The sequence below is a fragment of the Pseudomonas sp. SWI44 genome (genome assembly GCF_002947915.1).
GTDB lineage: Bacteria > Pseudomonadota > Gammaproteobacteria > Pseudomonadales > Pseudomonadaceae > Aquipseudomonas > Aquipseudomonas taiwanensis.
The window spans coordinates 3,433,609-3,455,092 of record NZ_CP026674.1; the positions used below are offsets into that span (position 1 = coordinate 3,433,609).

The 21,484-nt window shown below is 62.8% G+C and carries 18 protein-coding genes, 1 pseudogene and 1 riboswitch; of the genes and pseudogenes, 14 read left to right on the top strand and 5 right to left on the bottom strand.

What is annotated here, in order from left to right; all coding sequences use genetic code 11:
• Positions 1-109 precede the first annotated feature (109 nt).
• The 4 genes from C4Q26_RS16235 (at position 110) to C4Q26_RS16250 (ending at position 2,081) form a co-directional block, all read left to right on the top strand.
• Positions 110-295 (top strand): CPXCG motif-containing cysteine-rich protein, encoded by a 186-nt coding sequence (locus tag C4Q26_RS16235; RefSeq protein ID WP_023382331.1) that lies wholly within the window; start codon positions 110-112, stop codon positions 293-295.
• Positions 295-555, top strand: a complete 261-nt coding sequence (locus tag C4Q26_RS16240; protein ID WP_023382330.1) for a putative signal transducing protein — start codon at positions 295-297, stop codon at positions 553-555. The genes C4Q26_RS16235 and C4Q26_RS16240 overlap by 1 nt, the downstream gene beginning before the upstream one ends.
• 15 nt (positions 556-570) lie before the next feature.
• Positions 571-1,191: an SOS response-associated peptidase gene (locus tag C4Q26_RS16245; protein WP_104883315.1), complete on the top strand. Its 621-nt coding sequence runs from the start codon at positions 571-573 to the stop codon at positions 1,189-1,191.
• 74 nt (positions 1,192-1,265) lie between these two features.
• Positions 1,266-2,081, top strand: a complete 816-nt coding sequence (locus C4Q26_RS16250) for a M48 family metallopeptidase (protein WP_023382328.1) — start codon at positions 1,266-1,268, stop codon at positions 2,079-2,081.
• A 38-nt stretch (positions 2,082-2,119) separates the two neighbouring features.
• Here the strand turns inward: C4Q26_RS16250 and C4Q26_RS16255 are convergent, their stop codons facing one another.
• The 3 genes from C4Q26_RS16255 to C4Q26_RS16265 form a co-directional block, all read right to left on the bottom strand.
• Complete coding sequence (locus tag C4Q26_RS16255; RefSeq protein WP_177325268.1) at positions 2,120-2,701, bottom strand: TMEM165/GDT1 family protein; 582 nt, start codon at positions 2,699-2,701, stop codon at positions 2,120-2,122.
• Positions 2,702-2,792: 91 nt separating this feature from the next.
• Positions 2,793-2,912, bottom strand: a riboswitch (yybP-ykoY riboswitch).
• 42 nt (positions 2,913-2,954) lie between these two features.
• Positions 2,955-3,950, bottom strand: coding sequence for a class I SAM-dependent methyltransferase (locus C4Q26_RS16260; RefSeq protein ID WP_104883316.1), 996 nt, complete (start codon positions 3,948-3,950; stop codon positions 2,955-2,957).
• 53 nt (positions 3,951-4,003) lie between these two features.
• Entirely contained in the window at positions 4,004-4,969 is a 966-nt protein-coding gene (locus tag C4Q26_RS16265) for a 2-hydroxyacid dehydrogenase (RefSeq protein WP_023382325.1), read from the bottom strand.
• Positions 4,970-5,129: 160 nt separating this feature from the next.
• On the opposite strand from C4Q26_RS16265, the gene C4Q26_RS16270 reads away from it, so the two are divergent.
• The 8 genes from C4Q26_RS16270 to C4Q26_RS16310 all read left to right on the top strand — a co-directional run bounded on the left by C4Q26_RS16270 (position 5,130) and on the right by C4Q26_RS16310 (position 17,782).
• Positions 5,130-6,812 (top strand): fatty acid--CoA ligase, encoded by a 1,683-nt coding sequence (locus C4Q26_RS16270; protein WP_023382324.1) that lies wholly within the window; start codon positions 5,130-5,132, stop codon positions 6,810-6,812.
• Positions 6,813-7,142: 330 nt separating this feature from the next.
• Positions 7,143-9,080, top strand: a complete 1,938-nt coding sequence (locus C4Q26_RS16280; protein WP_023382323.1) for a DUF1302 domain-containing protein — start codon at positions 7,143-7,145, stop codon at positions 9,078-9,080.
• 17 nt (positions 9,081-9,097) lie between these two features.
• A complete protein-coding gene (locus C4Q26_RS16285; RefSeq protein ID WP_027907455.1) occupies positions 9,098-10,462 on the top strand; it encodes a DUF1329 domain-containing protein in 1,365 nt (454 codons plus the stop codon).
• Positions 10,463-10,777: 315 nt separating this feature from the next.
• Positions 10,778-13,495, top strand: a complete 2,718-nt coding sequence (locus tag C4Q26_RS16290) for a LuxR C-terminal-related transcriptional regulator (RefSeq protein WP_023382321.1) — start codon at positions 10,778-10,780, stop codon at positions 13,493-13,495.
• A gap of 162 nt (positions 13,496-13,657) precedes the next feature.
• The gene (locus tag C4Q26_RS16295) at positions 13,658-15,265 is read left to right on the top strand and encodes a tetratricopeptide repeat-containing response regulator (protein ID WP_023382320.1); all 1,608 of its coding nucleotides are present in this window, start codon (positions 13,658-13,660) and stop codon (positions 15,263-15,265) included.
• On the top strand, positions 15,262-15,954 hold the full coding sequence (locus C4Q26_RS16300) for a sensor histidine kinase KdpD (protein WP_023382319.1): 693 nt from the start codon (positions 15,262-15,264) through the stop codon (positions 15,952-15,954). Before C4Q26_RS16295 ends, C4Q26_RS16300 begins: the two co-directional genes overlap by 4 nt.
• Positions 15,955-16,311: 357 nt before the next feature.
• Positions 16,312-16,953 (top strand): MBL fold metallo-hydrolase, encoded by a 642-nt coding sequence (locus C4Q26_RS16305; protein ID WP_041925550.1) that lies wholly within the window; start codon positions 16,312-16,314, stop codon positions 16,951-16,953.
• Positions 16,954-17,062: 109 nt separating this feature from the next.
• Positions 17,063-17,782, top strand: a complete 720-nt coding sequence (locus C4Q26_RS16310) for an OmpA family protein (RefSeq protein ID WP_023382317.1) — start codon at positions 17,063-17,065, stop codon at positions 17,780-17,782.
• Between the two features lie 81 nt (positions 17,783-17,863).
• Here C4Q26_RS16310 and pta read toward each other — a convergent pair whose 3' ends face one another.
• Both pta and C4Q26_RS28830 read right to left on the bottom strand, forming a co-directional pair.
• The gene (gene pta / locus C4Q26_RS16315; protein ID WP_104883317.1) at positions 17,864-19,951 is read right to left on the bottom strand and encodes a phosphate acetyltransferase; all 2,088 of its coding nucleotides are present in this window, start codon (positions 19,949-19,951) and stop codon (positions 17,864-17,866) included.
• A 31-nt stretch (positions 19,952-19,982) separates the two neighbouring features.
• Positions 19,983-20,316, bottom strand: a pseudogene (locus C4Q26_RS28830) (DUF3565 domain-containing protein).
• On the opposite strand from C4Q26_RS28830, the gene C4Q26_RS16325 reads away from it, so the two are divergent.
• The gene (locus C4Q26_RS16325; protein ID WP_023382314.1) at positions 20,285-20,770 is read left to right on the top strand and encodes a peptidylprolyl isomerase; all 486 of its coding nucleotides are present in this window, start codon (positions 20,285-20,287) and stop codon (positions 20,768-20,770) included. The pseudogene C4Q26_RS28830 and the gene C4Q26_RS16325 overlap by 32 nt on opposite strands.
• A gap of 145 nt (positions 20,771-20,915) precedes the next feature.
• Positions 20,916-21,398, top strand: coding sequence for a glutathione peroxidase (locus C4Q26_RS16330; RefSeq protein WP_023382313.1), 483 nt, complete (start codon positions 20,916-20,918; stop codon positions 21,396-21,398).
• The last annotated feature ends 86 nt before the right edge of the window (positions 21,399-21,484 follow it).

Genomic DNA, 21,484 nt, shown 5'->3' on the forward strand with positions numbered 1-21,484 from the left:
AAACGGCTAGGGTAATAAAGTAGGGATGGGGTCCGAAAAACGGCTCGGACACTCACAGGCCCTGTAAACAGACCGGCAATTATACGCATAAGTCACTGCGGAGGCCGCGATGCTGGAAACCGACTTCTACGATTGTCCTTATTGTGGTGAACGGGTGGAAACCACAGTCGACCTGTCCGGTGGCGATCAGGTCTACACCGAGGATTGCCAGGTGTGTTGCCAGCCTGTCGTGTTCATTCTGCAGGTGCACGGTGACGAATGGATGCTCGACGTCAGACGCGAGGATGATGCCTGATGCAGAGAATCTACGATCCGGAAAACCTGCTGGAGGCGCAGATGCTGTTGGGCATGCTGACCAGCGAAGGCATCGAGGTGCACCTGATTGGGCGCGACCTCGTGGGTGGTGTAGGCGAGTTGCCGGTATACGGCCTGCTCGGCATTGCCGTGCCGGATGAGCAGGCCGGTTACGCACGGCATCTGATCGAAGCGTACAATGATGCCCAGCCGCTTGCCGGCGACGAACCGGAGAGTTTTCCCGGTACCTTGATCTGCTAGGTTCAGAATTCGCCCATGTGTGGACGTTATGCCCTGTTTCGCTGGCCCCAGGCGCTTGCCAGCCTGCCGGGCTTCCCTGCCGGCCAGCCGGCGCAATGGAATATCTCCCCCGGCCACTCGGTGCTGATCCAGCGACAGCTCGACGGTCGGCAGCAACTGGACAAGGCACGCTGGGGGCTGACCCCAGCCTGGCTTACCGACCTTTCCCGCACGCCTGCCCATGCCCGCGCCGAAACCCTCGCCGAACAGCCGATGTTCCGTGAGGCCTTTCGTCAGCGCCGGTGCCTGATGCCTTCCAATGGTTTCTACGAGTGGCGCGGTTCGGTGCGCAAGCGCCCGTATTGGCTGACGCCGGCAGAAGGTTCGTCGCTGTACTTCGCCGCGATCTGGGAGGCGTATCCAGTGCAGGACCAGGTGTGGCTCAGTTGCGCGGTGGTGACCCAGGCAGCGATGAACCAGCGCCGGCCGCTGATTCTCGACGAGGCAGCGCAGGCGGCGTGGCTGGATCCGGACACGCCGGTGCTGCGGTTGCACGAGTTGCTGGCTTTGCCGACCGTTACCCTGCGCGAGCGGGCGTTGGCCAATTTCGTCAACGACCCGAAGCTGGATGCGCCCGAGTGTCTGACCCCGGCATAAATCTTACCTGCGGCTATGGCAAGGGGCAGGGGACTCGTCCTAGGATACGCCGCATGTAAAAAGGGAGTGTTTTCATGCGTAAGTCATTCGTTGTCAGCCTGTTGAGTGCTGGCATCCTGCTGGCTGGCTGCCAGGCGGTGAACACCACCAGCGGCGGTGCCGTCGGTGTCGAGCGCCAGCAGTACATGTTCAGTATGCTTTCGACCGATGAGGTCAATCAGATGTACGCGCAGTCTTACCAGCAAACGTTGGGTGAGGCTTCGAGCAAGGGTGTGCTGGACAAGTCCAGCAGCGATGCCAAGCGGGTTCGCGCCATCGCAGACCGTCTGATTGCCCAGGCGCCGATCTTCCGCCCGGATGCCGCGCAGTGGAAATGGGAAGTCAATGTCATCAAGAGCGATGAGCTCAACGCCAACTGCGGCCCAGGCGGTAAGATCATCGTCTACACCGGCCTGATCGATAAGCTCAAGCTCACCGACGCCGAGATTGCCGCGGTCGTCGGCCACGAAATCGCCCACGCCCTGCGCGAGCACAGCCGCGAAGCGATGTCCAAGGCCTATGGGGTCGAGATGGCCCGCCAGGGTGCTGGCGCGTTGTTCGGCCTCGGCCAGAGCGGCATGGCCTTGGCCGACACCGTGGTGAACTACGCCATGACGTTGCCCAACAGCCGTGCCAACGAGAACGAGGCCGACCTGATTGGCCTGGAGCTTTCGGCACGTGCCGGCTACGACCCGAATGCCGCGATCACCCTGTGGAACAAGATGAGCAAGGCGTCCGAAGGCGCACCGCCCGAGTTCATGAGCACCCACCCGGCGTCCAGCAGTCGGATCGCTTCGTTGCAGGCGGCCATTCCGAAGGTGATGCCGCTGTACGAAGCTGCCAAGAAGTAAGGTTGCCTGGGGCCGCAACGCGGCCCCAGGGCACTGCCTTACCCCACCCAGCCACTGGCCTTCATCGCCGAGTAGACGGCGACGATCGCCAGCACGAAGAACGCAGCAGCTGCCAGGCGACGAATCAGCGCCAACGGCAGTTTCTCCGCCGCGAAGTTACCCGCCAGTACCACCGGCACGTTGGCAATCAGCATGCCCAGGGTGGTGCCGATGATGACCATGATCAGGTGCGGATATTGAGCGGCCAGCATTACGGTGGCTACCTGTGTCTTGTCACCGATTTCGGCGAGGAAGAAGGCGATCAGCGTGGTCAGGAACGGCCCGAAACGGCGGGCCGGATTCTCGTCGTCATCCATCTTGTCCGGTACCAGGGTCCACAGCGCCGTGGCGGCAAAGCTCGCGGCCAGAATCCAGTGCAGCGTCGTCTCGCTGAAGAACCCGCTGACCCAGGCGCCTACCGCGCCGGCAGCGGCATGGTTGGCCAGCGTGGCTGCAATGATGCCGGCGATGATTGGCCAGGGCTTGCGAAAGCGTGCAGCGAGGATGAGTGCGAGCAGTTGCGTCTTGTCGCCGATTTCGGCCAGGGCAACGATTGCGGTGGGTACGAGCAAAGATTCCAGCATCAGGTTTCCTACGGGGGCGGGTCGACACGGCTATGACACGTACGACCTCCCCGCCCCGGGTAAGGTGTGCGTGTCATAGGTCTTGTCAAACCCTGGACCTGTCTGCGCAGATCATGGGTCGCACGCGCCATGGCCTGTGGGCCAAGTGTGTTGACGCGTACCGGGCGAGCAGGGCGCTCGCGGGAGACTACTCCCCTAGGACGGTGCGGATTCTGCCTAGTCGAAACGGTTTCGGCAAGCCCTGTTTTTATCAGCGGGTCGCTTTGTAGATCCGGAACCCATCCGCCTCGGCGAGCGTGTGACACTGGCCCAAGGCCGCTTCGATCAGCGGCTGATAGCGCAGGAAACTGTTGGCCACAAGGCGGATTTCGCCGCCTTTTCGCAGGTGTTCGCCTGATTTTTTCAACAGGTTTTCCGATGCCTGGTAATTGGTATGGACGCCGGTGTGGAACGGTGGGTTGCTCAGGATCAAGCTCAGGTCGCGGGGCGCTGCGTCGATCCCGTCACCGCTGATCACTTCACCTTCCAGGCCGTTGGCGGCCAGGGTCAGGCGACTGGCGGCCACTGCGAAGGCATCGACGTCGAGCAAGGTCACGCTGCTTTGCGGGTAGCGTCGCTTGACCGTGGCCCCCAGCACACCGGCGCCACAGCCGAAGTCCAGCACATGGCCCACAGGCAGGTCGTCCAAGTGCTTGAGTAACAGGGCGGTGCCACGGTCGAGTCGGCCATGGCTGAACACACCCGGCAGGCTGACCACGTGCAGGGGGCCATCCTCCAGGTCCAGTTCGAAGCGCTCGGCAAGGGTTTCCAGCGGTTTGGCCTCGGGGGCGTTTTCCACCGTCACTTGCCACAGCTGGCAATGACGGGCGCTGTCGAGCTTGCGGGGCTTGCCGAAGGCCTGCAACTGTTTGGCCGCGCCTTCGATGCCGCCTCGCTTCTCGCCCACCAGGTACAGCGCGCGTCCTTTCAGGCGCGAAGCCAGGGCGTTGAGCAAGTAGGCGGCCAGCTCGCGGGACTTGGGCAGGAACAGCACCGCCGCCTCGAATGCCACCTCAGGCGCTTCCACCGCGTAATGGCTGCGCCCCGGGAAGCGGCTGTCGAGCACGGACTGGTCGCCCGCATGCCAGGTCCAGCCATGGGCACTGGGCAACTGGCCGAGCAAGTCGTCGGCGGGCGCACCGGCGATCAGCAGCGGCCCCTGGAACAGGTCCGCCTGGCGGAGCAATACTTCACTGCGCGGGTCCATGGACGACGCCTCCTGAAAAAAGTGGCGCAGTGTAGCAGAGGCCGGCGTGCGGCTCAGCTGACCACGCGCCGTGGCTGGCCGGCGAAAAAGGCCTGGGCGTTTTCGCTGAGCTGGCCAACGATGCGCTGGCGTGACTCCACCGCGCCCCAGGCGCTGTGCGGAGTGATGACCAGGCGGGGAATGTCGGTGGCCAGCAACGGGTTGCCGTTGACCGGTGGCTCGACGCTCAGCACGTCAGTAGCAGCGCCGCCCAGGTGACCGCTGCGCAGGGCGTCGGCCAGGGCCTGTTCATCGATCAGGCCGCCGCGTGCGGTATTGACCACCAACGCGCCGGGTTTGAGCAGGGCCAGCTGATCGGCGCCGATCATGTGCCGGGTGTGCTCGTTCAGCGGGCAATGCAAGGTCAGGGCATCGACTTGCGGGAGCAGCTCGTCCAGCGGCAGGCGGTCGTCCCGCGCCGGGCGACCGGGGATCTGCCCGCTCAGCACGCGCATGCCGAAAGCTTCGGCCAGGCGCGCCACCGCACCGCCCAGTTCACCGTGACCGAGCAGGCCGAGGGTCTTGCCTTCAAGCTCAACGATCGGGAAGTCCAGCAGGCAGAACTGGCTGGCCTTGGCCCAGCGGCCATCGGCTACTGCCTGGTTGTAGTCACACAGGCGCGTGGCCAGGGCCAGCAGCAGGGCAAGGGTGTGCTGGGCCACCGAAGGGGTGCCGTAGCCTTGGCAGTTGCATACGGTAATGCCCTGGGCCCTGGCCGCCGCCAGGTCGACGTTGTTGGTGCCGGTCGCGGCCACCAGGATCAGCCTGAGCTGCGGGTTGGCGGCCATGGCCGCGGCGTCGAGCACGACCTTGTTGCTGATGACTGCGATGGCACCGTGCAAGCGTTCGGCTACCTGGTCAGGGCGGGTCGAATCGAACAGCTGGAATTCGTCGAACTGGCTTTGCAACGGCGACAGGTCGAGGTCACCGAGGTCCAGGGACAGGTGGTCGAGAAACACGGCGCGACGCGGGCTTGGCATCAGGAAGCTCCGGTGGAGGGTTGAGAAGGGCCAACACCCGAACAATGCCACTCATACCTTGGTTGAGCCAAATCATTCCTTTGGCTGATTTAGCCGTCACATTGGCCAACTAGAGTTGGTATCAGAGTTGTCCGACACGCTTTCAAGAAAAGGGATACCCATGCTGCAGACTCGCATCATCAAGCCCGCCGAGGGCGCCTATGCCTTCCCGCTCCTGATCAAACGCCTGCTGATGTCGGGCAGCCGCTACGAAAAGACGCGCGAAATCGTCTATCGCGACCAGGTGCGGCTGACGTATCCACAACTCAACGAGCGGATCGCCCGGCTGGCGAACGTGTTGAGCGAAGCCGGGGTCAAGGCCGGCGACACTGTCGCGGTGATGGACTGGGACAGCCACCGCTACCTGGAATGCATGTTCGCCATCCCGATGATCGGGGCAGTGGTGCACACCATCAACGTACGCCTGTCGCCCGAACAGATCCTCTACACCATGAACCATGCCGAAGACCGCTTCGTGCTGGTCAACAGTGACTTCGTCGGCCTCTACCAAGCTATCGCGGGGCAACTGACCACAGTCGACAAGACGCTGCTGCTGACCGACGGCCCGGACAAAACCGCCGACTTGCCCAACCTGGTGGGCGAATACGAACAGTTGCTGGCCGCCGCCAGCCCGCATTACGACTTCCCTGACTTCGACGAGCACTCGGTAGCCACCACGTTCTACACCACCGGCACCACGGGTAACCCCAAAGGGGTTTACTTCACCCATCGGCAACTGGTGCTGCACACCCTGGCCGAAGCCTCGGTCACCGGTAGCATCGACAGCGTGCGGCTGCTGGGCAGCAATGACGTGTACATGCCCATCACACCGATGTTCCATGTGCATGCCTGGGGTATTCCCTACGCCGCTACCATGCTTGGCATGAAGCAGGTGTACCCAGGGCGTTACGAACCGGACATGCTGGTCAAGTTGTGGCGCGAGGAAAAAGTCACCTTCTCCCACTGCGTACCGACCATTTTGCAGATGCTGCTCAACTGTCCGTCGTCGCAAGGCGAGGACTTCGGCGGTTGGAAAATCATCATTGGCGGCAGCGCACTCAACCGTTCCCTGTACGACGCTGCCCTGGCCCGTGGCATCCAGCTCACGGCCGCCTACGGCATGTCCGAAACCTGCCCGCTGATCTCCGCCGCGCACCTGAACGACGAATTGCAGGCTGGCAGCGAGGACGAACGGGTCACCTACCGGATCAAGGCCGGTGTGCCGGTGCCGTTGGTGGAGGCCGCTATCGTCGATGGCAACGGCAATTTCCTCCCCGCCGACGGTGAGACCCAGGGCGAGCTGGTGCTGCGCGCGCCGTGGCTGACCATGGGCTACTTCAAAGAACCGGAAAAAAGCCAGGAGCTGTGGGCGGGCGGTTGGCTGCATACCGGTGATGTGGCGACCCTCGATGGCATGGGCTACATCGACATCCGCGACCGCATCAAGGACGTGATCAAGACTGGCGGCGAGTGGATTTCGTCGCTGGACCTCGAGGACCTGATCAGCCGTCATCCGGCGGTACGCGAGGTGGCGGTAGTGGGGGTTGCCGACCCGCAGTGGGGCGAGCGTCCATTTGCCTTGCTGGTGGTACGCGACGGGCAGGCAATCGATGCCAAGGGACTCAAGGATCATCTCAAGCCGTTCGTCGAAGAAGGTCATATCAACAAGTGGGCCATTCCAAGCCAGATCGCCGTTGTTACTGAAATTCCCAAGACCAGTGTCGGCAAGCTCGACAAGAAGCGTATCCGCCAGGACATCGTTCAGTGGCAAGCCAGTAACAGTGCGTTCCTGTCGACCCTGTAACACTGTCGCGGGTCGCCTCCAAACGGTCGCGACCCGCATGCTAGAGAGGCAGCGCCTTGCCAAACGGCGAAAATGCGCCATGCTTCGCTCTGCTGGCGCGCCGTGATCACTGTCACGGGTCGCGTCGCAGGCACGGAACGCAAATCACACTTTAGAGGGATCAAGCACCTGTGCCTGCTGGCTATAGTCGAGGCCAGGGGATTTTTCAGGAATGGGGGAGGGCGACATGCGCAACACGTGTCGCCGCAGGTAAACGCCTGCATACCGGTCGCACGGGCCGTTTCTGAAAGGACTCACTGCCATAACAAAAAAGTACATGGAGTAGCGTCGATGAAATCTGCAAACCTGTTCTGGCGCCGGGCCAAGCTGCCCCTGGCCGTCAGCCTCGCTTCTACGCTCGCAAGTCCAGCTTTCGCGGTCAGTTTCAACATCGGAGAAATCGAAGGCCAGTTCGACTCGTCGCTCTCCATTGGCGCCAGCTGGTCGACCGCCAACCCTAACAAGAACCTCATCGGGGTCAACAATGGCGGCCGGGGGCTGTCGCAGACCTCCGACGATGGCCACCTGAACTTCAAGAAGGGCGAGACCTTCTCGAAGATCTTCAAGGGTATTCACGATCTCGAACTCAAGTACGGCGACACGGGCGTATTCGTGCGTGGCAAGTACTGGTACGACTTCGAACTGAAGGACGAGCACCGCGAGTTCAAGGACATCAGTGACTCCAACCGCAAGGAAGGTGCAAAGTCCGCAGGCGGGGAAATCCTCGACGCATTCATCTATCACAACTACAGCCTGGGTGACTTGCCGGGTACCGTTCGTTTCGGCAAGCAGGTCGTGAGCTGGGGCGAAAGTACCTTCATCGGCGGCGGCATCAACGCCATCAACCCAATCGATGTCTCGGCGTTCCGCCGGCCTGGCGCGGAAATCAAGGAAGGCCTGATCCCGGTCAACATGTTCTACCTGTCGCAAAGCGTCACCGACAACTTGACCATGGAAGGCTTCTACCAACTGGAGTGGGACCAGACCGTCGTCGACAACTGCGGCACCTTCTTCTCCCAGCCCGACGTGATTGCCGATGGTTGCAACAACAACCTGGCGGTGCTGGCCACCCAGGATGCCGTGGCGAGCCGCCTTGGCGCTCAGATCGGCCCATTCGCCGGCCCGGCCATGAATGCGCTGGCCGGGCAAGGCGTGACCTGGGGCTCGCCTGACGAGGGTGTGATCGTGAAGCGTGACGCCGACCGTGACGCCCGTGACAGCGGCCAGTTCGGTGTGGCCCTGCGCTATATGTACGAGCCGCTGAACACCGAGTTCGGTGGTTACTTCATGAACTACCACAGCCGTGCGCCGATCTTCAGCGGCCGTGGCGCGGCTGCCGGCTTCTACCAGCCAGGCAACCTGGCCGGGGCACTGATCGCAGCGGGCGTTCCGGCCGCTGCCGCGACCAACCCGGCGCTGCTCCAGGCGCTGATGCCGCTGTATGTGGCGGGCAACTCCAGCTACTACGTGGAGTATCCGGAGGACATCCGCCTGTACGGCCTGAGCTTCTCCACCACCTTGCCCACCGGCACGGCGTGGAGCGGCGAGATCAGCTACCGGCCGAACGCACCGGTGCAGTTGAACACCACCGATATCCTCTACTCGGGCCTGACCCCGCTCAACCCCAATGCCTCGGTCCTGGAAGGGAAGGCCGACACCGACCAGCCAGGCTATCGCCGCAAGGAAATCACCCAGCTGCAAACCACCTTCACCCACTTCTTCGACCAGGTCATGGGCGCGGAGCGCCTGACCATGGTGGGCGAGGTTGGCTGGACCCACGTCGGTGGCCTGGAAAGCACCTCCAAGGCGCGCTACGGGCGTGACCCGGTGTACGGTCCGGGTCCGCTGCCCAATGGTACCTGCCAGGCGCTCAACGGCAGCACGCTGGCCGGTGGTCCGCAGAACAACCTGTCGCGTTACTGTGAAAACGATGGCTTCACCACGTCCGACTCCTGGGGTTATCGCGTGCGGGCCATCTGGGACTACAACAACGTCTTCGCTGGCGTGAACCTGCGCCCCAGCGTGGCGTGGTCCCACGACGTCGACGGTTACTCGCCAGGCCCAGGCGGCAACTTCGAGGAAGGCCGCAAGGCAGTCAGCCTCGGCCTGGACGCCGAGTACCAGAACACCTACACCGCCAGCCTGTCGTACACCAACTTCTTCGACGGCAAGTACACCACCGTGGATGATCGCGACTTCGTCGCCCTCAGCTTCGGCATGAACTTCTAATCAGGACGAGACAGACAATGAAAACAACCAAAAGTCTGCTGAAAGCCGGGGTACTGGGCCTGTCCCTGCTGGCGACCAGCGTCATGGCTGCGGTTTCCGCCGACGAAGCGGCCAAGCTGGGCAGTACCCTGACCCCAATGGGCGCCGAGAAGGCCGGAAACGCCGACGGCTCGATCACGGCCTGGCAGCCGCTGTCCAAGACTGCCGGCAGTGTCGACAGCAAAGGCTTCCTGTCGGACCCGTACGGCAGCGAAAAGCCCAAGTTCACCATCACCGCGCAGAACGTCGACCAGTACAAGGACAAGCTGTCTCCCGGCCAGGTAGCGATGTTCAAGCGCTACCCCGACACCTATAAGATCCCGGTCTACCCGACCCACCGCGGGGCCACCGTGCCTGATGAGGTGTTCGCCGCCATCAAGGAAAACGCTACCAAGACCACCCTGGTCGAAGGTGGCAATGGTCTGAACAACTTCAAGACCGCTGTGCCATTCCCAATTCCGAAAAGTGGCCTGGAAGTGGTCTGGAACCACATCACTCGCTATCGCGGCGGCAGCGTGAGCCGTCTGGTAACCCAGGCCACACCGCAGCAGAACGGCTCTTACAGCCTGGTGTACTTCGCGGACCAGTTCGTCTTCCGTGACAAGATGAAGGACTACGACCCGAACAACCCCGGCAACATCCTGTTCTACTTCAAGCAGGAAGTGACCGCGCCGGCGCGCCTGGCGGGGACCGTACTGCTGGTGCACGAAACCCTGGACCAGGTGAAGGAGCCACGCAAGGCCTGGATCTACAACGCCGGCCAGCGTCGTGTTCGCCAGGCACCGCAAGTGTCCTACGACGGCCCGGGTACCGCGGCCGACGGTCTGCGCACCTCGGACAACCTGGACATGTACAACGGCGCACCCGACCGCTACGACTGGAAGCTCGAAGGCAAGAAGGAGATGTTCATCGCCTCCAACGCCTACAAGCTCGATGACCCGAAGCTCAAGTACGCCGACATCCTCAAGGCCGGTCACATCAACCAGGACCTGGCGCGTTACGAGCTGCGCCGAGTGTGGCATGTGGTTGCGACCCTCAAGCCTGGCCAGCGCCACATCTACGCCAAGCGTGATTTCTACATCGACGAAGACACCTGGCAGGCGGCGGTGATCGACCAGTACGACGGCCGTGGCCAGCTGTGGCGCGTCTCCGAAGCCCACTCCCAGGACTACTACAACGTGCAGGTGCCGTGGTACACCCTGGAAGCCATCTACGACCTGCAGTCGGGCCGTTACCTGGCGTTGGGCATGAAGAACGAGGAAAAACGTGCCTACGACTTCGGCTTCAGTGCCAGCAAGGCCGACTTCCAGCCTGCTGCGCTGCGCCAGACAGGGGTACGCTGAACCCCAACCTGAAAACACCTTGCTATCTCCCAGAACGCCCCGGCTTGCCGGGGCGTTTCTGTTTTTGCCACAGGCCCCGCCGCCCGCAAGGTCGTCGCGCTGCACATGGGCATCGGCTGGCCAGCGATAAGCCCCCCATCATTGTGCTGAATACCCTGGCAAACCCCCGCTCCAGCCTTTGTCCATCGGTGCTGTTGCTTTTTGTCGTAGTCTTTTTTGTGCCTGTAGCGTCCATCATCTTCAAATACGCCGAGTTACCCGCTAGTCTCGCAGCAATCCGTACTGCCGAAGTCTTCCAACTAGAACGAGCCGGCCATGACAGATCTGTCCCGTATGAATGGATTCGCCAGCCAGGCTTTGGGCCTGCTGGACGGGCGTTTCTTCCGGCCACCGCTGCCGGAGGGCCATGTACCGCGCCCACGCTTGTGCCAGCGCCTGCATGCAGGGTTGGCGGGGCGCTTGTTGTTGGTCAATGCCCCGGCCGGGTTCGGCAAGAGCTCCCTGGCCGTCGAGTTCAGCCAGGCACTGCCCGATCACTGGCGTAGCCTCTGGCTCGGGTTGAGCCGCCGCGATGCTGATCCTGGGCGTTTCCTCGAACGGTTGCTCGAAGGCCTCCAGCAGTTCTGTCCGGCGCTGGGTGGCCAGGCCATGGGGCTGCTGAAAATGCGCCAGCGCCATCAGCCGTTCGCGTTCGAGGAGTGGATCGACGGCCTGCTCGACGAATTGGCGCTGTACCTGCAACCCGACACCCCGTTGTTGCTGGTGCTGGATGACTATCACCTGGCGCAGGGGCCGGTACTCGACCGGTGCTTGCAGTTTTTCCTCAATCATTTGCCCAATGGGCTGGTGTTGCTGATCACCAGCCGTCAACGACCAGACTGGCACCTGGCGCGCCTGCGCCTGTCGCGGCAACTGGTGGAACTGAACGAGCAGGACTTACGACTTACGCCTGATGAATCGCTGGCGGTCATTGGCCGGCAACCCATTGGGCTGCGTGGCCAGGCCCTGGACAACCTGATCCAGCGCAGCGATGGCTGGGTGGCCGGGCTGCGCTTCTGGCAGTTGGCGGCCAGCGAGTCCGGCGATGAACATGCCTTACCCCAGGCCCTGCATGGCGGCGAGGGGCTGATCCGCGACTACCTCTTGGAAGAAGTGATCGACATCCTGCCGGCCGATGTGCAGACGTTCCTGTACGACACCGCCTGCCAGGAGCGATTCTGCGCTTCGCTGTGCGATGCCCTGCGCGAGCGTCAAGACAGCGCCACGATCCTGCGTTACCTGCAGGCTCACCAGGTGTTCCTGGTGCCTTTGGACGAGCACGGCCACTGGTTCCGCTACCACCACCTGTTCTCGGACCTGCTGCGCAGTCGCCAGGCCAGTGAACCGCTGGCGCAACTGCACTTGCGTGCCTGTCGTTGGTTCGAGGCCCAAGGCCTGCTGGATGAAGCGGTGGAGCAAGCCCTGCGCGCCGGCCACCTGGATGTGGCTGCCGATCTGGTGCAGAGCCTGTCGGAAGAACAACTGCTGGCCGAACAGAATGTCGGCATGTTGCTGCGTTGGAAGATGGACTTGCCGGACAGCCTGCTGATCAGCACGCCGCGGCTGATCGTGCTGTACAGTTGGGCGTTGGGGCTGGCCTGTCAGCTGGATGCCGCGGAGGAACTGGCGGGGTATCTGAGCCGCTTCCTGCCTGCGCCATCGGCCACTGCGCAAAAGTCCATGCTGGCCCAGTGGCTGGCGCTGAGCGGTGTGATCGCCCGGGGGCGTGGTGACCGTGAGCGCACGTTGACTTACTGCGGCGAGGCGTTGCAGAGTCTGCCGAACAAACGCTATGGCCAGCGCCTGGTATGCCTTTCGACGCTCTCCAACCTGGCCATCGCCGATTCCGACTTCTGGCGTGCCAGGGGCTGGAACCGCGAGGCGCTGGAGCTGGCCCAGCGGGTCGGTAACCCGTTGTTCGAGGCGCTTGCTCATTACGACCGTGCCCGTGTCCTGCATGCCCGTGGCGAAGTGTTGCGGGCTCTGGATGAAGTTCGCCAGGGGTTGCAGCGTCTGCAAGGGCTGTCGGGCCAGCGGCTCTATGCCGTGCGCGCGCGGTTGACGCTGTATGAAGGATATCTGCTCGCTTCGAACCTGCAGCCGGCGCAGGGCCGGGCGCGTTTGCGGGCGGGGCTCGGCGAAGCGCGCGCCTGTCGTGATATCAGCGTACTGATCGGGCACTGCGTGATCGCCTCGCTCGATGGCCGCGAAGGCCAGTTTGCCGAAGCGTTCGCCGAGCTGGCCGAGGCAGAGCGGTTGATGCACATCTGGGACGTGCCGCCGATCTACTACCTGGCCATGATCACCTTGGTGAAATGTGAATTGTGGCTGGCCCAGGGGCGCACCGACCTTGCCGAGTCCTGGTTGCTGCGGCTGGGCCAGACCTACGGTGGCGAGCATGCGGCGGCGCCCCCGGAATTCCACCCCTTGCTGCCACTGCACATCGAGCTGCAGCAGGCGCTGCTCGAGCGTATCCAATCGCGCAGCGAAGAGGCGGTGCGGCGCCTTTCGAGCCTGGTCGAGCGAGGCCAGGCCAGCGGCGGGATGATGCTGACGGTGTTTGCGCTGTGCCAGTGGATGGCCCTGCTGCTGGAGCAGGGGCTGGAGGCGCAGGCCTCGGCCCTGTTGCCCAAGGCGCTGACGGCGGCTCAAGGTGGCATTCTGCAGCCCTTCCAGCGCTTGATCGAGGCGCATCCGCTTTGGCTGCGCGAACAGTTGCTGGTGAATGCAGGCGGTTATGCCCAGGCCCAATTGCTTGCGCGTCTACCCGAACTGCCGCTGGCCAGCGCTGGCAATGCTGAAGCCCTCAGCAGCCGGGAGCTCGCCGTACTGGAGCTGATCGCCCAAGGTTGTTCCAACCAGCAGATCAGCGAGCGGTTGTTCATTTCCTTGCACACCGTCAAGACCCACGCCAGTCATATCAACAGCAAGCTGGGGGTAGAGCGGCGCACCCAGGCCGTGGCCAAGGCCAAGTCCCTTGGCCTGCTGGCCTGAAGCTGGTTCTGCAGGCTGTCGCCTTGTAAAATGATGGCTCAGTGCCATTAATTGGGCGTCGCGTTCTCCGGGCTCATCTTTCCTGAAGTGCTGCCGATAAAAAAATCGGCGGTATGCATCGCCACGCGCCATTTTCCAATTATCCCAAGACAGGTCGTGTTGATGCTGCAGTACGGGCAAAAAAGCTTTCTGATCGTCGACGACTTCACCGACTTTCGCACGTCGACCCGTTCCATGCTGCGCGAACTGGGCGTGCGTGATGTGGACACCGCCGACAGTGGCGAGCAGGCCATCCGCATGTGCGGGCAGAAGCGCTACGACTTTATCCTCCAGGACTTCCACCTGGGCGACGGCAAGAAGAACGGCCAGCAGGTGCTGGAGGACCTGATCCTCGACAAGCTGATCAGCCACGAGTGCGTCTTCATCATGGTGACGGCCGAAAGCAGCCAAGCCATCGTGCTCAGCGCGATCGAACATGAGCCCGATGCCTACCTGACCAAGCCGTTCAACCGCGTTGGCCTGGCTCAGCGCCTGGAAAAGCTGGTGCAGCGCAAGACCCTGCTCAAGCCGATACTCCAGGCCCTGGACCGCGGTCGTCCGGCCGAAGTGCTGGCCGCGTGCGCCGAGCTGTGCAAGCAGGATCCGCGCTTCGCCCCGCTGTGCCTGCGCTATCGGGCCGATGCCTTGCGCGATCTCGGCCGCTTCGACGAGCTGGACAAGTTCCTCAAGGCCATTCTCGCCAGCCGACCGCAGCCGTGGGCGTACTCGGCGCTGGGCAGCCTGCTGCACAAGCGTGGTCAGCATGCCCAGGCCCAGGGCGTGTATGAGCAGGCGCTCAAAGCCTTCCCGATCATGCCGGCGCTGTACGACGGCATGGCCGAGGTGCTGGTCGCCCAAGGCGAAACCAAGCGTGCCCAGCACATGCTGGAAGAAGCCGTGCGCCTGTCGCCCCTCGCGGTAAGGCGTCAGGCGGCCCTGGGCAAGCTGGCGTTGAGCAACGAAGATTTCGAAAGTGCCTCCAAGGCTTATCGGCATGCGGTGAACCAGGGGCAGAGCTCGCGCTACAAGGATGCCGAAAGCAACCTTGGCCTGGTTCAGGCATTGATGAACAAGAACGCGGGTTTTGGCCTCGATGCGCGTACTCGCGTCGAGATCAATACCGTGCTCAGCGAGGTGGCCAAGGAGAACGTCGAGGACCAGGGTCTGCAGGTTCGCGCCCGCTTGATGAAGGCCGCCAGCCTGCAGCAGGCAGGTGATGCCGAAACCGCCGCCAAGTTGACTGAGCAAGCCATGCAGCGTCTGGACAAGATGGAGCAGTTCTTCTCGGTCGAGGCTGCCCTTACCGTGGCCAAGCAGTTGCAAGCGCTTGGCCAGGAGGCAGCGGGCGGCGCCATTCTCAAAGGTTGCGTGGAAACCTATGGCGACGACCCCAAGGTCATGCAAAGCGTCGCCAAGCTGACTGACGACCCGGCGGTGCTTGGCGCTGTCACCGAGGCTGTCGACCTCAACCGTCAGGGTGTGCGCAGTTACCAGGGCGGGCAGTTGAACGAGGCGCTGGAGATGTTCCGCAAGGCGTTGGGGCTGCAACCGAAGAACATCAGTATCGCGCTGAACACGGCCCAGGCGTTGTTGCGCATCGGGGGTGAAACGCCATCGCCCGACATCATGCAAGAGTGCCGCAGTTGCCTGAACAGCGTGGCCGGCATCCCCGCCAGCGATAGCCGCTACGACCGCTATCGCAAATTGCACGTTCGGATATTCGGCGCATGAACCAGGACAACCAGGGGCTGGATTTCTCCACGGTGATCGCCTCCACCGTGCATGACGTGAAGAACTCGCTGTCAGCGTTGATCCAGGCACACGACCAGTGGCTGGCGCGCTTGCCCGAGGAGCTGCGCGGCGGGTCCGAGCAAGGGGTCATGGAACATGAGTTTCGTCATCTCAACGGCATGCTGGTGCAGCTGCTGGGCCTTTACAAACTGGGCGTCAACCAGTTGCCGGTATGCCCGGACTACCACGAGCTGGACGACTTCATCGAGGCCCAGCTCGCCGCTCACGAGGAGGTGCTCAAGCACCGCGATATCCTCGCTACCTGGCGTATCGACAGCGACAACCCGCTGGGTTTTTTCGACCGCGAACTGGTCGCCACGGTGGTGGCCAATGTGCTCACCAACGCCATCCGTTATGCCGGCCATGCGCTGCTGATCAGCATCGAGGAAGACGGTGAGCAGTTGGTGATAAGCGTCAACGACGATGGCGCGGGTTACCCGCCACGCATGCTCGAACGGCAGTTGGACTATGTGCAAGGGATCGACCCGCAGAGTGGCAGCACCGGGCTTGGTCTTTACTTCGCGGCCAGGATTGCGGCACTGCATGAACGCAATGGCGTACGCGGACGGATCGAGATTGCCAATGGCGGGGCGCTTGGCGGTGGGTTGTTCCGGTTGTATTTGCCTTGAGGCTGGTGGTGAATTGCGTTGAGGGTATTGGCGTACGCATGTATTTTTAGCGCCTATGAATGCGAACGCCGCCCGCGCGGCGCATCGCGAGCAAGGCTCGCTCCTACGTTTTTTTGGCCAGTAACACCAGTGGCAGACACGCGCGACCGCCTTGTTCGTAAGACTCGGTTTCGCGCCGTGCACCAAAGCGGTCGCGCGCAAATCCCGTAGCCATGACTGGCCCGAAACAAACGTAGGAGCGAGCCTTGCATCGCGATGCGCTGCGCGGGCGGCGCTCGATCTGCGCCTCACTACAGAACTGATGGTAGGCTCTCGTCTGAATCGCCCAAAACATACTCGGACATGCCCGGTAGCCAGATGCCCCCGCAAACCACCCTCATCCGCGAAACGTTCCCCGTCGGCCCCCTGCAGTGCAACTGCACGCTGATCGGCGACCCTGTCAGCAAAAAAGCCATCGTGGTCGATCCTGGGGGTGACCCGGACAAGATTCTCGCCCGCCTGCAGGCCCATGGCCTGACCTTGGTGAGCATCATTCACACCCACGCGCACTTCGACCATTTCCTTGCCTCAGGCAAGCTCAAGGAGTTGACTGGCGCCACCCTGCATCTGCACAAGGATGACCAGCCGCTGTGGGACAACCTGGAAATGCAGTGCCAGATGTTCGGGGTGCCCTACACGCCAGTGCCTTCGCCAGACCGCTGGCTTGGGGACGACGAGGAACTGGCCTGCGGTTGTGGCGTGGCGTTGCACACCCCGGGACACACGCCGGGTTCGATGAGCTTCTGGTTCGCCGAGGCCAAGCTGCTGGTAGCCGGTGACACCCTGTTCCGCCGTGGAATTGGCCGCACCGATTTGTGGGGTGGCGATCAGCGGGCCATCGTGCGCTCTATCAAGGAACGGTTGTATCGCCTGGACGAAGAGGCCATCGTGGTGACTGGCCACGGCCCTGACACACGCCTGGGCGACGAAATGCGCGAGAACCCTTTCGTGCGGGCGTGAGCCATCATGAAAAGCCTTTCATGGAATTTTTCCGTAAATTACCCATCCAAGGCTGGCGAAGATCCATTCGCGCTCTGCCGTACACATGAATTTCAGTAGGAGCTTGTCCATGTTCACCATGCGTCGTCTGATTATCGTCGCAACCGCCGCGGCCCTGATGGCCGGCTGTGCCAACCAGAACCCCTATGACAGCCAGGGTCAGGCGCAGGGCTCCACCGGGATGAGCAAAACCGCCAAGTACGGTGGCTTGGGCGCGCTGGCCGGTGCTATCGCCGGTGCCGCCATCGACCACAACAACCGTGGCAAGGGTGCGTTGATCGGTGCAGCCGCCGTCGGTGCCGCTGCCGCAGGCTATGGCTACTACGCCGACAAGCAGGAAGCCGCGCTGCGCGCGCAAATGGCAAACACCGGCGTCGAGGTTCAGCGTCAGGGTGACCAGATCAAGCTGATCATGCCTGGCAACATTACCTTCGCTACCGATTCGGCGAACATTGCCCCTAGCTTCTACACACCGCTGAACAACCTGGCCAGTTCGTTCAAGCAGTTCAACCAGAACACCATCGAAGTGGTTGGCTTCACCGACAGCACCGGCAGCCGCCAGCACAACATGGACCTGTCCCAGCGCCGTGCCCAGGCAGTCAGCAGCTACCTGACCTCCCAAGGTGTCGATGCCTCGCGCGTCACGGTGCGCGGTATGGGCCCGGACCAACCGATCGCCAGCAATGCCGATGCCAATGGCCGGGCGCAGAACCGCCGTGTCGAGGTCAACCTGAAGCCGATTCCTGGCCAGCAGTATGACCAGCAGGGGCAGGTTCAGCAGTACCCTTGATTGAGATAGGGGCTGCTGCGCAGTGTCTTCAACCACTGTCGCAGCGGCCTTGATCCGGGGCTGCCATGCAGCCCCTTCTCTCTAGCGCACCACGCTGGCCTGAATCGCCGTCAAGGCAATGGTGTGCACGATATCGTCCACCTGTGCTCCACGCGGCAAGTCGTTCACCGGCTTGCGCAACCCCTGCAGCATAGGTCCCAGGCTGACCCCGTCGGTGCTGCGCTGCACCGCTTTGTGGGTGGTGTTGCCGGTATTCAGGTCGGGGAATACGAATACCGTGGCACGCCCGGCCACTGGGCTTTGCGGTGCCAGCTGACGGGCGATCTCGGGGTTGGCTGCCGCGTCGTACTGCAGCGGGCCGTCAATCAGCAGGTTACGTTCGACGCTCTGTGCCAGGCGTGTCGCTTCTCGCACTTTTTCCACTTCATCATCGCTCGCCGAATCGCTCGAATAGCTGATCATCGCAACCCGTGGCGCGATGCCGAACGCCTGCGCGGATTCGGCGCTCTGCCGGGCAATTTCGGCCAGTTCGCTGGCGCTGGGGTGCGGGTTCATCACGCAATCGCCGTACACCAGCACCTGGTCGGGGAACAGCATGAAGTACACCGAGGACACCAGGCTGGCGCCCGGGGCGGTCTTGATCAGTTGCAGGGCAGGGCGGATCGTGTTGGCGGTGGAGTGCACCAAGCCAGAAACCAGGCCGTCGACCTCATCCAGTGCCAGCATCATGGTGCCGATCACGACCGGGTCCTCCAGTTGCTGCTCGGCCATGGGCGCATTGAGGTTCTTGCTCTTGCGCAGGTCGACCATCGGTTCGACATAGCGCCCGCGAATCTGTTCCGGGTCGAGAATTTCCAGGTCCGCCGGTAGGCTGATGCCCTGCGCGCGGGCTACCGCCTCGACGTCCTCGGGTTTGGCCAGCAGCACGCAGCGGGCGATGCCGCGCGCCTGGCAGATGGCAGCCGCCTGCACCAGCAACGGCTCGGCACCTTCGGGCAGCACGATGCGCTTGTTGGCTTGTTGGGCGCGTTGGATCAACTGGTAGCGGAACACCGCGGGTGACAGGCGCAGCTCGCGCGGGGTACCGCAACGCTGGTGCAGCCAAGCGGCGTCGAGGTGGCTGGCCACGAAGTCGGTGATGAATTCGGCGCGCTCGCGGTCATCCACCGGTATCTCGCGGTTCAACGAGTTGAGCTGGTTGGCGGTGTCGTACGAGCCGGTGCTGACCGACAGGATCGGCAGGCCAGCCTGCAGGGCGCCATGGCACAGGCCAAGGATGCGGGTGTCTGGCTTGCTGTCGCTGGTCAGCAACAGCCCGGCCAGGGGGACGCCGTTGATCGCCGCCAGGCTCACTGCGAGGATGATGTCGTCACGGTCGCCTGGCGTGACCACCAGGGTGCCCGGCGTCAGCAAGGGGACGGTATTGGCCACTGTGCGGGCGCAGATGATGATCTTGTTCATGCGCCGCTGCTCGTAGTCGCCGGCGTTGAGCACTTGCGCACCCAGCAGCTCGGCCACGTCGCGGGTGCGCGGGGCATTGAGCTCGGGCTGGTAGGGAATGCAGCCGAGCAGTCGGAAGTCATCGCCGCGCAGCAGGGGCGAATGCTCGCGAAGGCGCGTGGCGAACTCGGCCATGCTCTCATCGGTTCGCACTTTGTTGAGGATCACCCCGAGCACTTTCGGGTCGCGTGGGCCACCGAACAGCTGGGCTTGCAACTCGACGCGGCCGGAGAGCTCGCTGAGCACTTCGTTTTCCGGCGCCGAAACCAGGATCACTTCGGCGTCCAGGCTCTTGGCCAGGTGCAGGTTGACCCGCGCAGCATAGCTGGCATGCCGGGTTGGCACCATGCCTTCGACCACCACCACGTCATTGCCGACGCAAGCTTGTTGGTAAAGCCGGATGATCTCTTCCAGCAGTTCGTCCAGCTGGCCGTCGCCGAGCATGCGTTCCACATGGGCCAGGCTCAGCGGAACAGGCGGCTTGATGCCGTGGGTGCGGGCCACCAGCTCGCTGGAGCGCTCGGGGCCGGTATCGCCCGGATGAGGCTGGGCAATGGGCTTGAAGAAACCCACCTTCAGCCCGGCGCGCTCCAGGGTGCGCACCAGGCCCAGGCTGATGGAGGTCAGGCCGACACCAAAGTCGGTCGGCGCAATGAAAAATGTCTGCATGCGTGCTTCTCGAAATAAGCGGTGCAAGGAATCAACGGCCAAGGGTAGCGCTATCGGCCCCCTGTGCGCACCAGCCGCAGGCGAAAGCCTGTCCGATGTGCTGTCGCCGTTGTCCGGCGTCGAGCACCCACGGGCGAGCCTGCCAAGGGGGTTGGTGGCGCAGATGTTGGGTATGGCCGCAGGAAAGCTCGACCACCCAGTGGCCTTCTTCGTCCTGGTGAAAGCCGGTGATCCGACTGATGGGCCGCTCCTGGTCCGCGGTGCGTTCGCATTCGGACGGTGCCTTGGTTACACTGGTGTCCTCTACATACTTTTGCAAAAGGTCGTGCCCCCATGCTGATCGCCGCCAACAAGGCTGTCTCCATCGAATATACCCTGACCAACGACGCCGGTGAGGTCATCGACAGCTCCGTCGGCGGCGCGCCGCTGGTGTACCTGCACGGTGCCGCCAACATCATCCCGGGCCTGGAAAAAGCCCTGGAAGGCAAAGAGTCCGGTGACGAGCTGGCCGTTGCCATCGAGCCGGAAGAAGCCTACGGCGAATACCTGGCCGAGCTGGTCAGCACCCTGAACCGCAGCATGTTCGAAGGCGTCGACGAGCTGGAAGTCGGCATGCAGTTCCACGCTTCGGCGCCGGACGGCCAGATGCAGATCGTCACCATCCGCGACATCGACGGCGATGACGTCACTGTCGACGGCAACCACCCTCTGGCTGGCCAGCGCCTGAACTTCAAGGTCAAGGTCGTCGACGTGCGTGACGCCAGCGAGGAAGAGATCGCTCACCGTCACATCCATGGTGAAGGTGGCCATCACCACTGATTTTCTGCGCTAAGCTCAGAAAGTCGCCAGGCGCTCGGGCAAGCCGACCAGCCTTCCCAACGGAAGGTGGACGGCTTGAACGAGCGCCTTTTTAGTGGGCGGGTTTCGCCCCAGCGGCAATCAGGAACCTCAGAGGGGATTTATCATGAGTGCATTTCACGACCTGACGTTGAAGGCGTTGAACGGCGAGGACCTGCCCCTGGCCCCGTTCAAGGGCCAGGTGGTGCTGGTGGTCAATGTTGCCTCCAAGTGTGGTCTGACGCCGCAGTACAAAGCCCTGGAGAATCTTTACCAGGACTACAAGGACAAAGGTTTCAACGTGCTTGGCCTGCCATGCAACCAGTTTGCCGGCCAGGAACCGGGCAGCGAAAAGGAGATTCAGGCGTTCTGCAGCCTGAATTACGGCGTGAGCTTCCCTTTGGGAAGCAAACTCGAAGTAAACGGGCCGCAACGTCACTCGTTGTATCGCCTGCTGGCGGGCGAGGGCGCCGAGTTCCCGGGGGATATCACCTGGAACTTCGAAAAGTTTCTGGTGGGCAAGGACGGGCGTGTGCTGGCCCGGTTCGCACCGCGTACCGCGCCGGATGATCCGTCCGTGGTGCAGGCCATCGAGAAAGCGCTGGGTTGAAGTCTTCATCGACGGCAGGCCGGCTCCGACAGAGGACCGCGCAGGTCCTGTGGGAGCCGGTTCGCCGGCGATGAGGCCGGTACCGG

What these genes read in the sequence shown, in the direction of transcription:
- C4Q26_RS16235 (WP_023382331.1), top strand. Translation starts at nt 110, where the DNA reads ATGCTGGAAACCGACTTCTACGATTGTCCTTATTGTGGTGAACGGGTG.
- C4Q26_RS16240 (WP_023382330.1), top strand. Translation starts at nt 295, where the DNA reads ATGCAGAGAATCTACGATCCGGAAAACCTGCTGGAGGCGCAGATGCTG.
- C4Q26_RS16245 (WP_104883315.1), top strand. Translation starts at nt 571, where the DNA reads ATGTGTGGACGTTATGCCCTGTTTCGCTGGCCCCAGGCGCTTGCCAGC.
- C4Q26_RS16250 (WP_023382328.1), top strand. Translation starts at nt 1,266, where the DNA reads ATGCGTAAGTCATTCGTTGTCAGCCTGTTGAGTGCTGGCATCCTGCTG.
- C4Q26_RS16260 (WP_104883316.1), bottom strand. Translation starts at nt 3,950, where the DNA reads ATGGACCCGCGCAGTGAAGTATTGCTCCGCCAGGCGGACCTGTTCCAG.
- C4Q26_RS16265 (WP_023382325.1), bottom strand. Translation starts at nt 4,969, where the DNA reads ATGCCAAGCCCGCGTCGCGCCGTGTTTCTCGACCACCTGTCCCTGGAC.
- C4Q26_RS16270 (WP_023382324.1), top strand. Translation starts at nt 5,130, where the DNA reads ATGCTGCAGACTCGCATCATCAAGCCCGCCGAGGGCGCCTATGCCTTC.
- C4Q26_RS16280 (WP_023382323.1), top strand. Translation starts at nt 7,143, where the DNA reads ATGAAATCTGCAAACCTGTTCTGGCGCCGGGCCAAGCTGCCCCTGGCC.
- C4Q26_RS16285 (WP_027907455.1), top strand. Translation starts at nt 9,098, where the DNA reads ATGAAAACAACCAAAAGTCTGCTGAAAGCCGGGGTACTGGGCCTGTCC.
- C4Q26_RS16290 (WP_023382321.1), top strand. Translation starts at nt 10,778, where the DNA reads ATGACAGATCTGTCCCGTATGAATGGATTCGCCAGCCAGGCTTTGGGC.
- C4Q26_RS16295 (WP_023382320.1), top strand. Translation starts at nt 13,658, where the DNA reads ATGCTGCAGTACGGGCAAAAAAGCTTTCTGATCGTCGACGACTTCACC.
- C4Q26_RS16300 (WP_023382319.1), top strand. Translation starts at nt 15,262, where the DNA reads ATGAACCAGGACAACCAGGGGCTGGATTTCTCCACGGTGATCGCCTCC.
- C4Q26_RS16305 (WP_041925550.1), top strand. Translation starts at nt 16,312, where the DNA reads ATGCCCCCGCAAACCACCCTCATCCGCGAAACGTTCCCCGTCGGCCCC.
- C4Q26_RS16310 (WP_023382317.1), top strand. Translation starts at nt 17,063, where the DNA reads ATGTTCACCATGCGTCGTCTGATTATCGTCGCAACCGCCGCGGCCCTG.
- pta (WP_104883317.1), bottom strand. Translation starts at nt 19,951, where the DNA reads ATGCAGACATTTTTCATTGCGCCGACCGACTTTGGTGTCGGCCTGACC.
- C4Q26_RS16325 (WP_023382314.1), top strand. Translation starts at nt 20,285, where the DNA reads ATGCTGATCGCCGCCAACAAGGCTGTCTCCATCGAATATACCCTGACC.
- C4Q26_RS16330 (WP_023382313.1), top strand. Translation starts at nt 20,916, where the DNA reads ATGAGTGCATTTCACGACCTGACGTTGAAGGCGTTGAACGGCGAGGAC.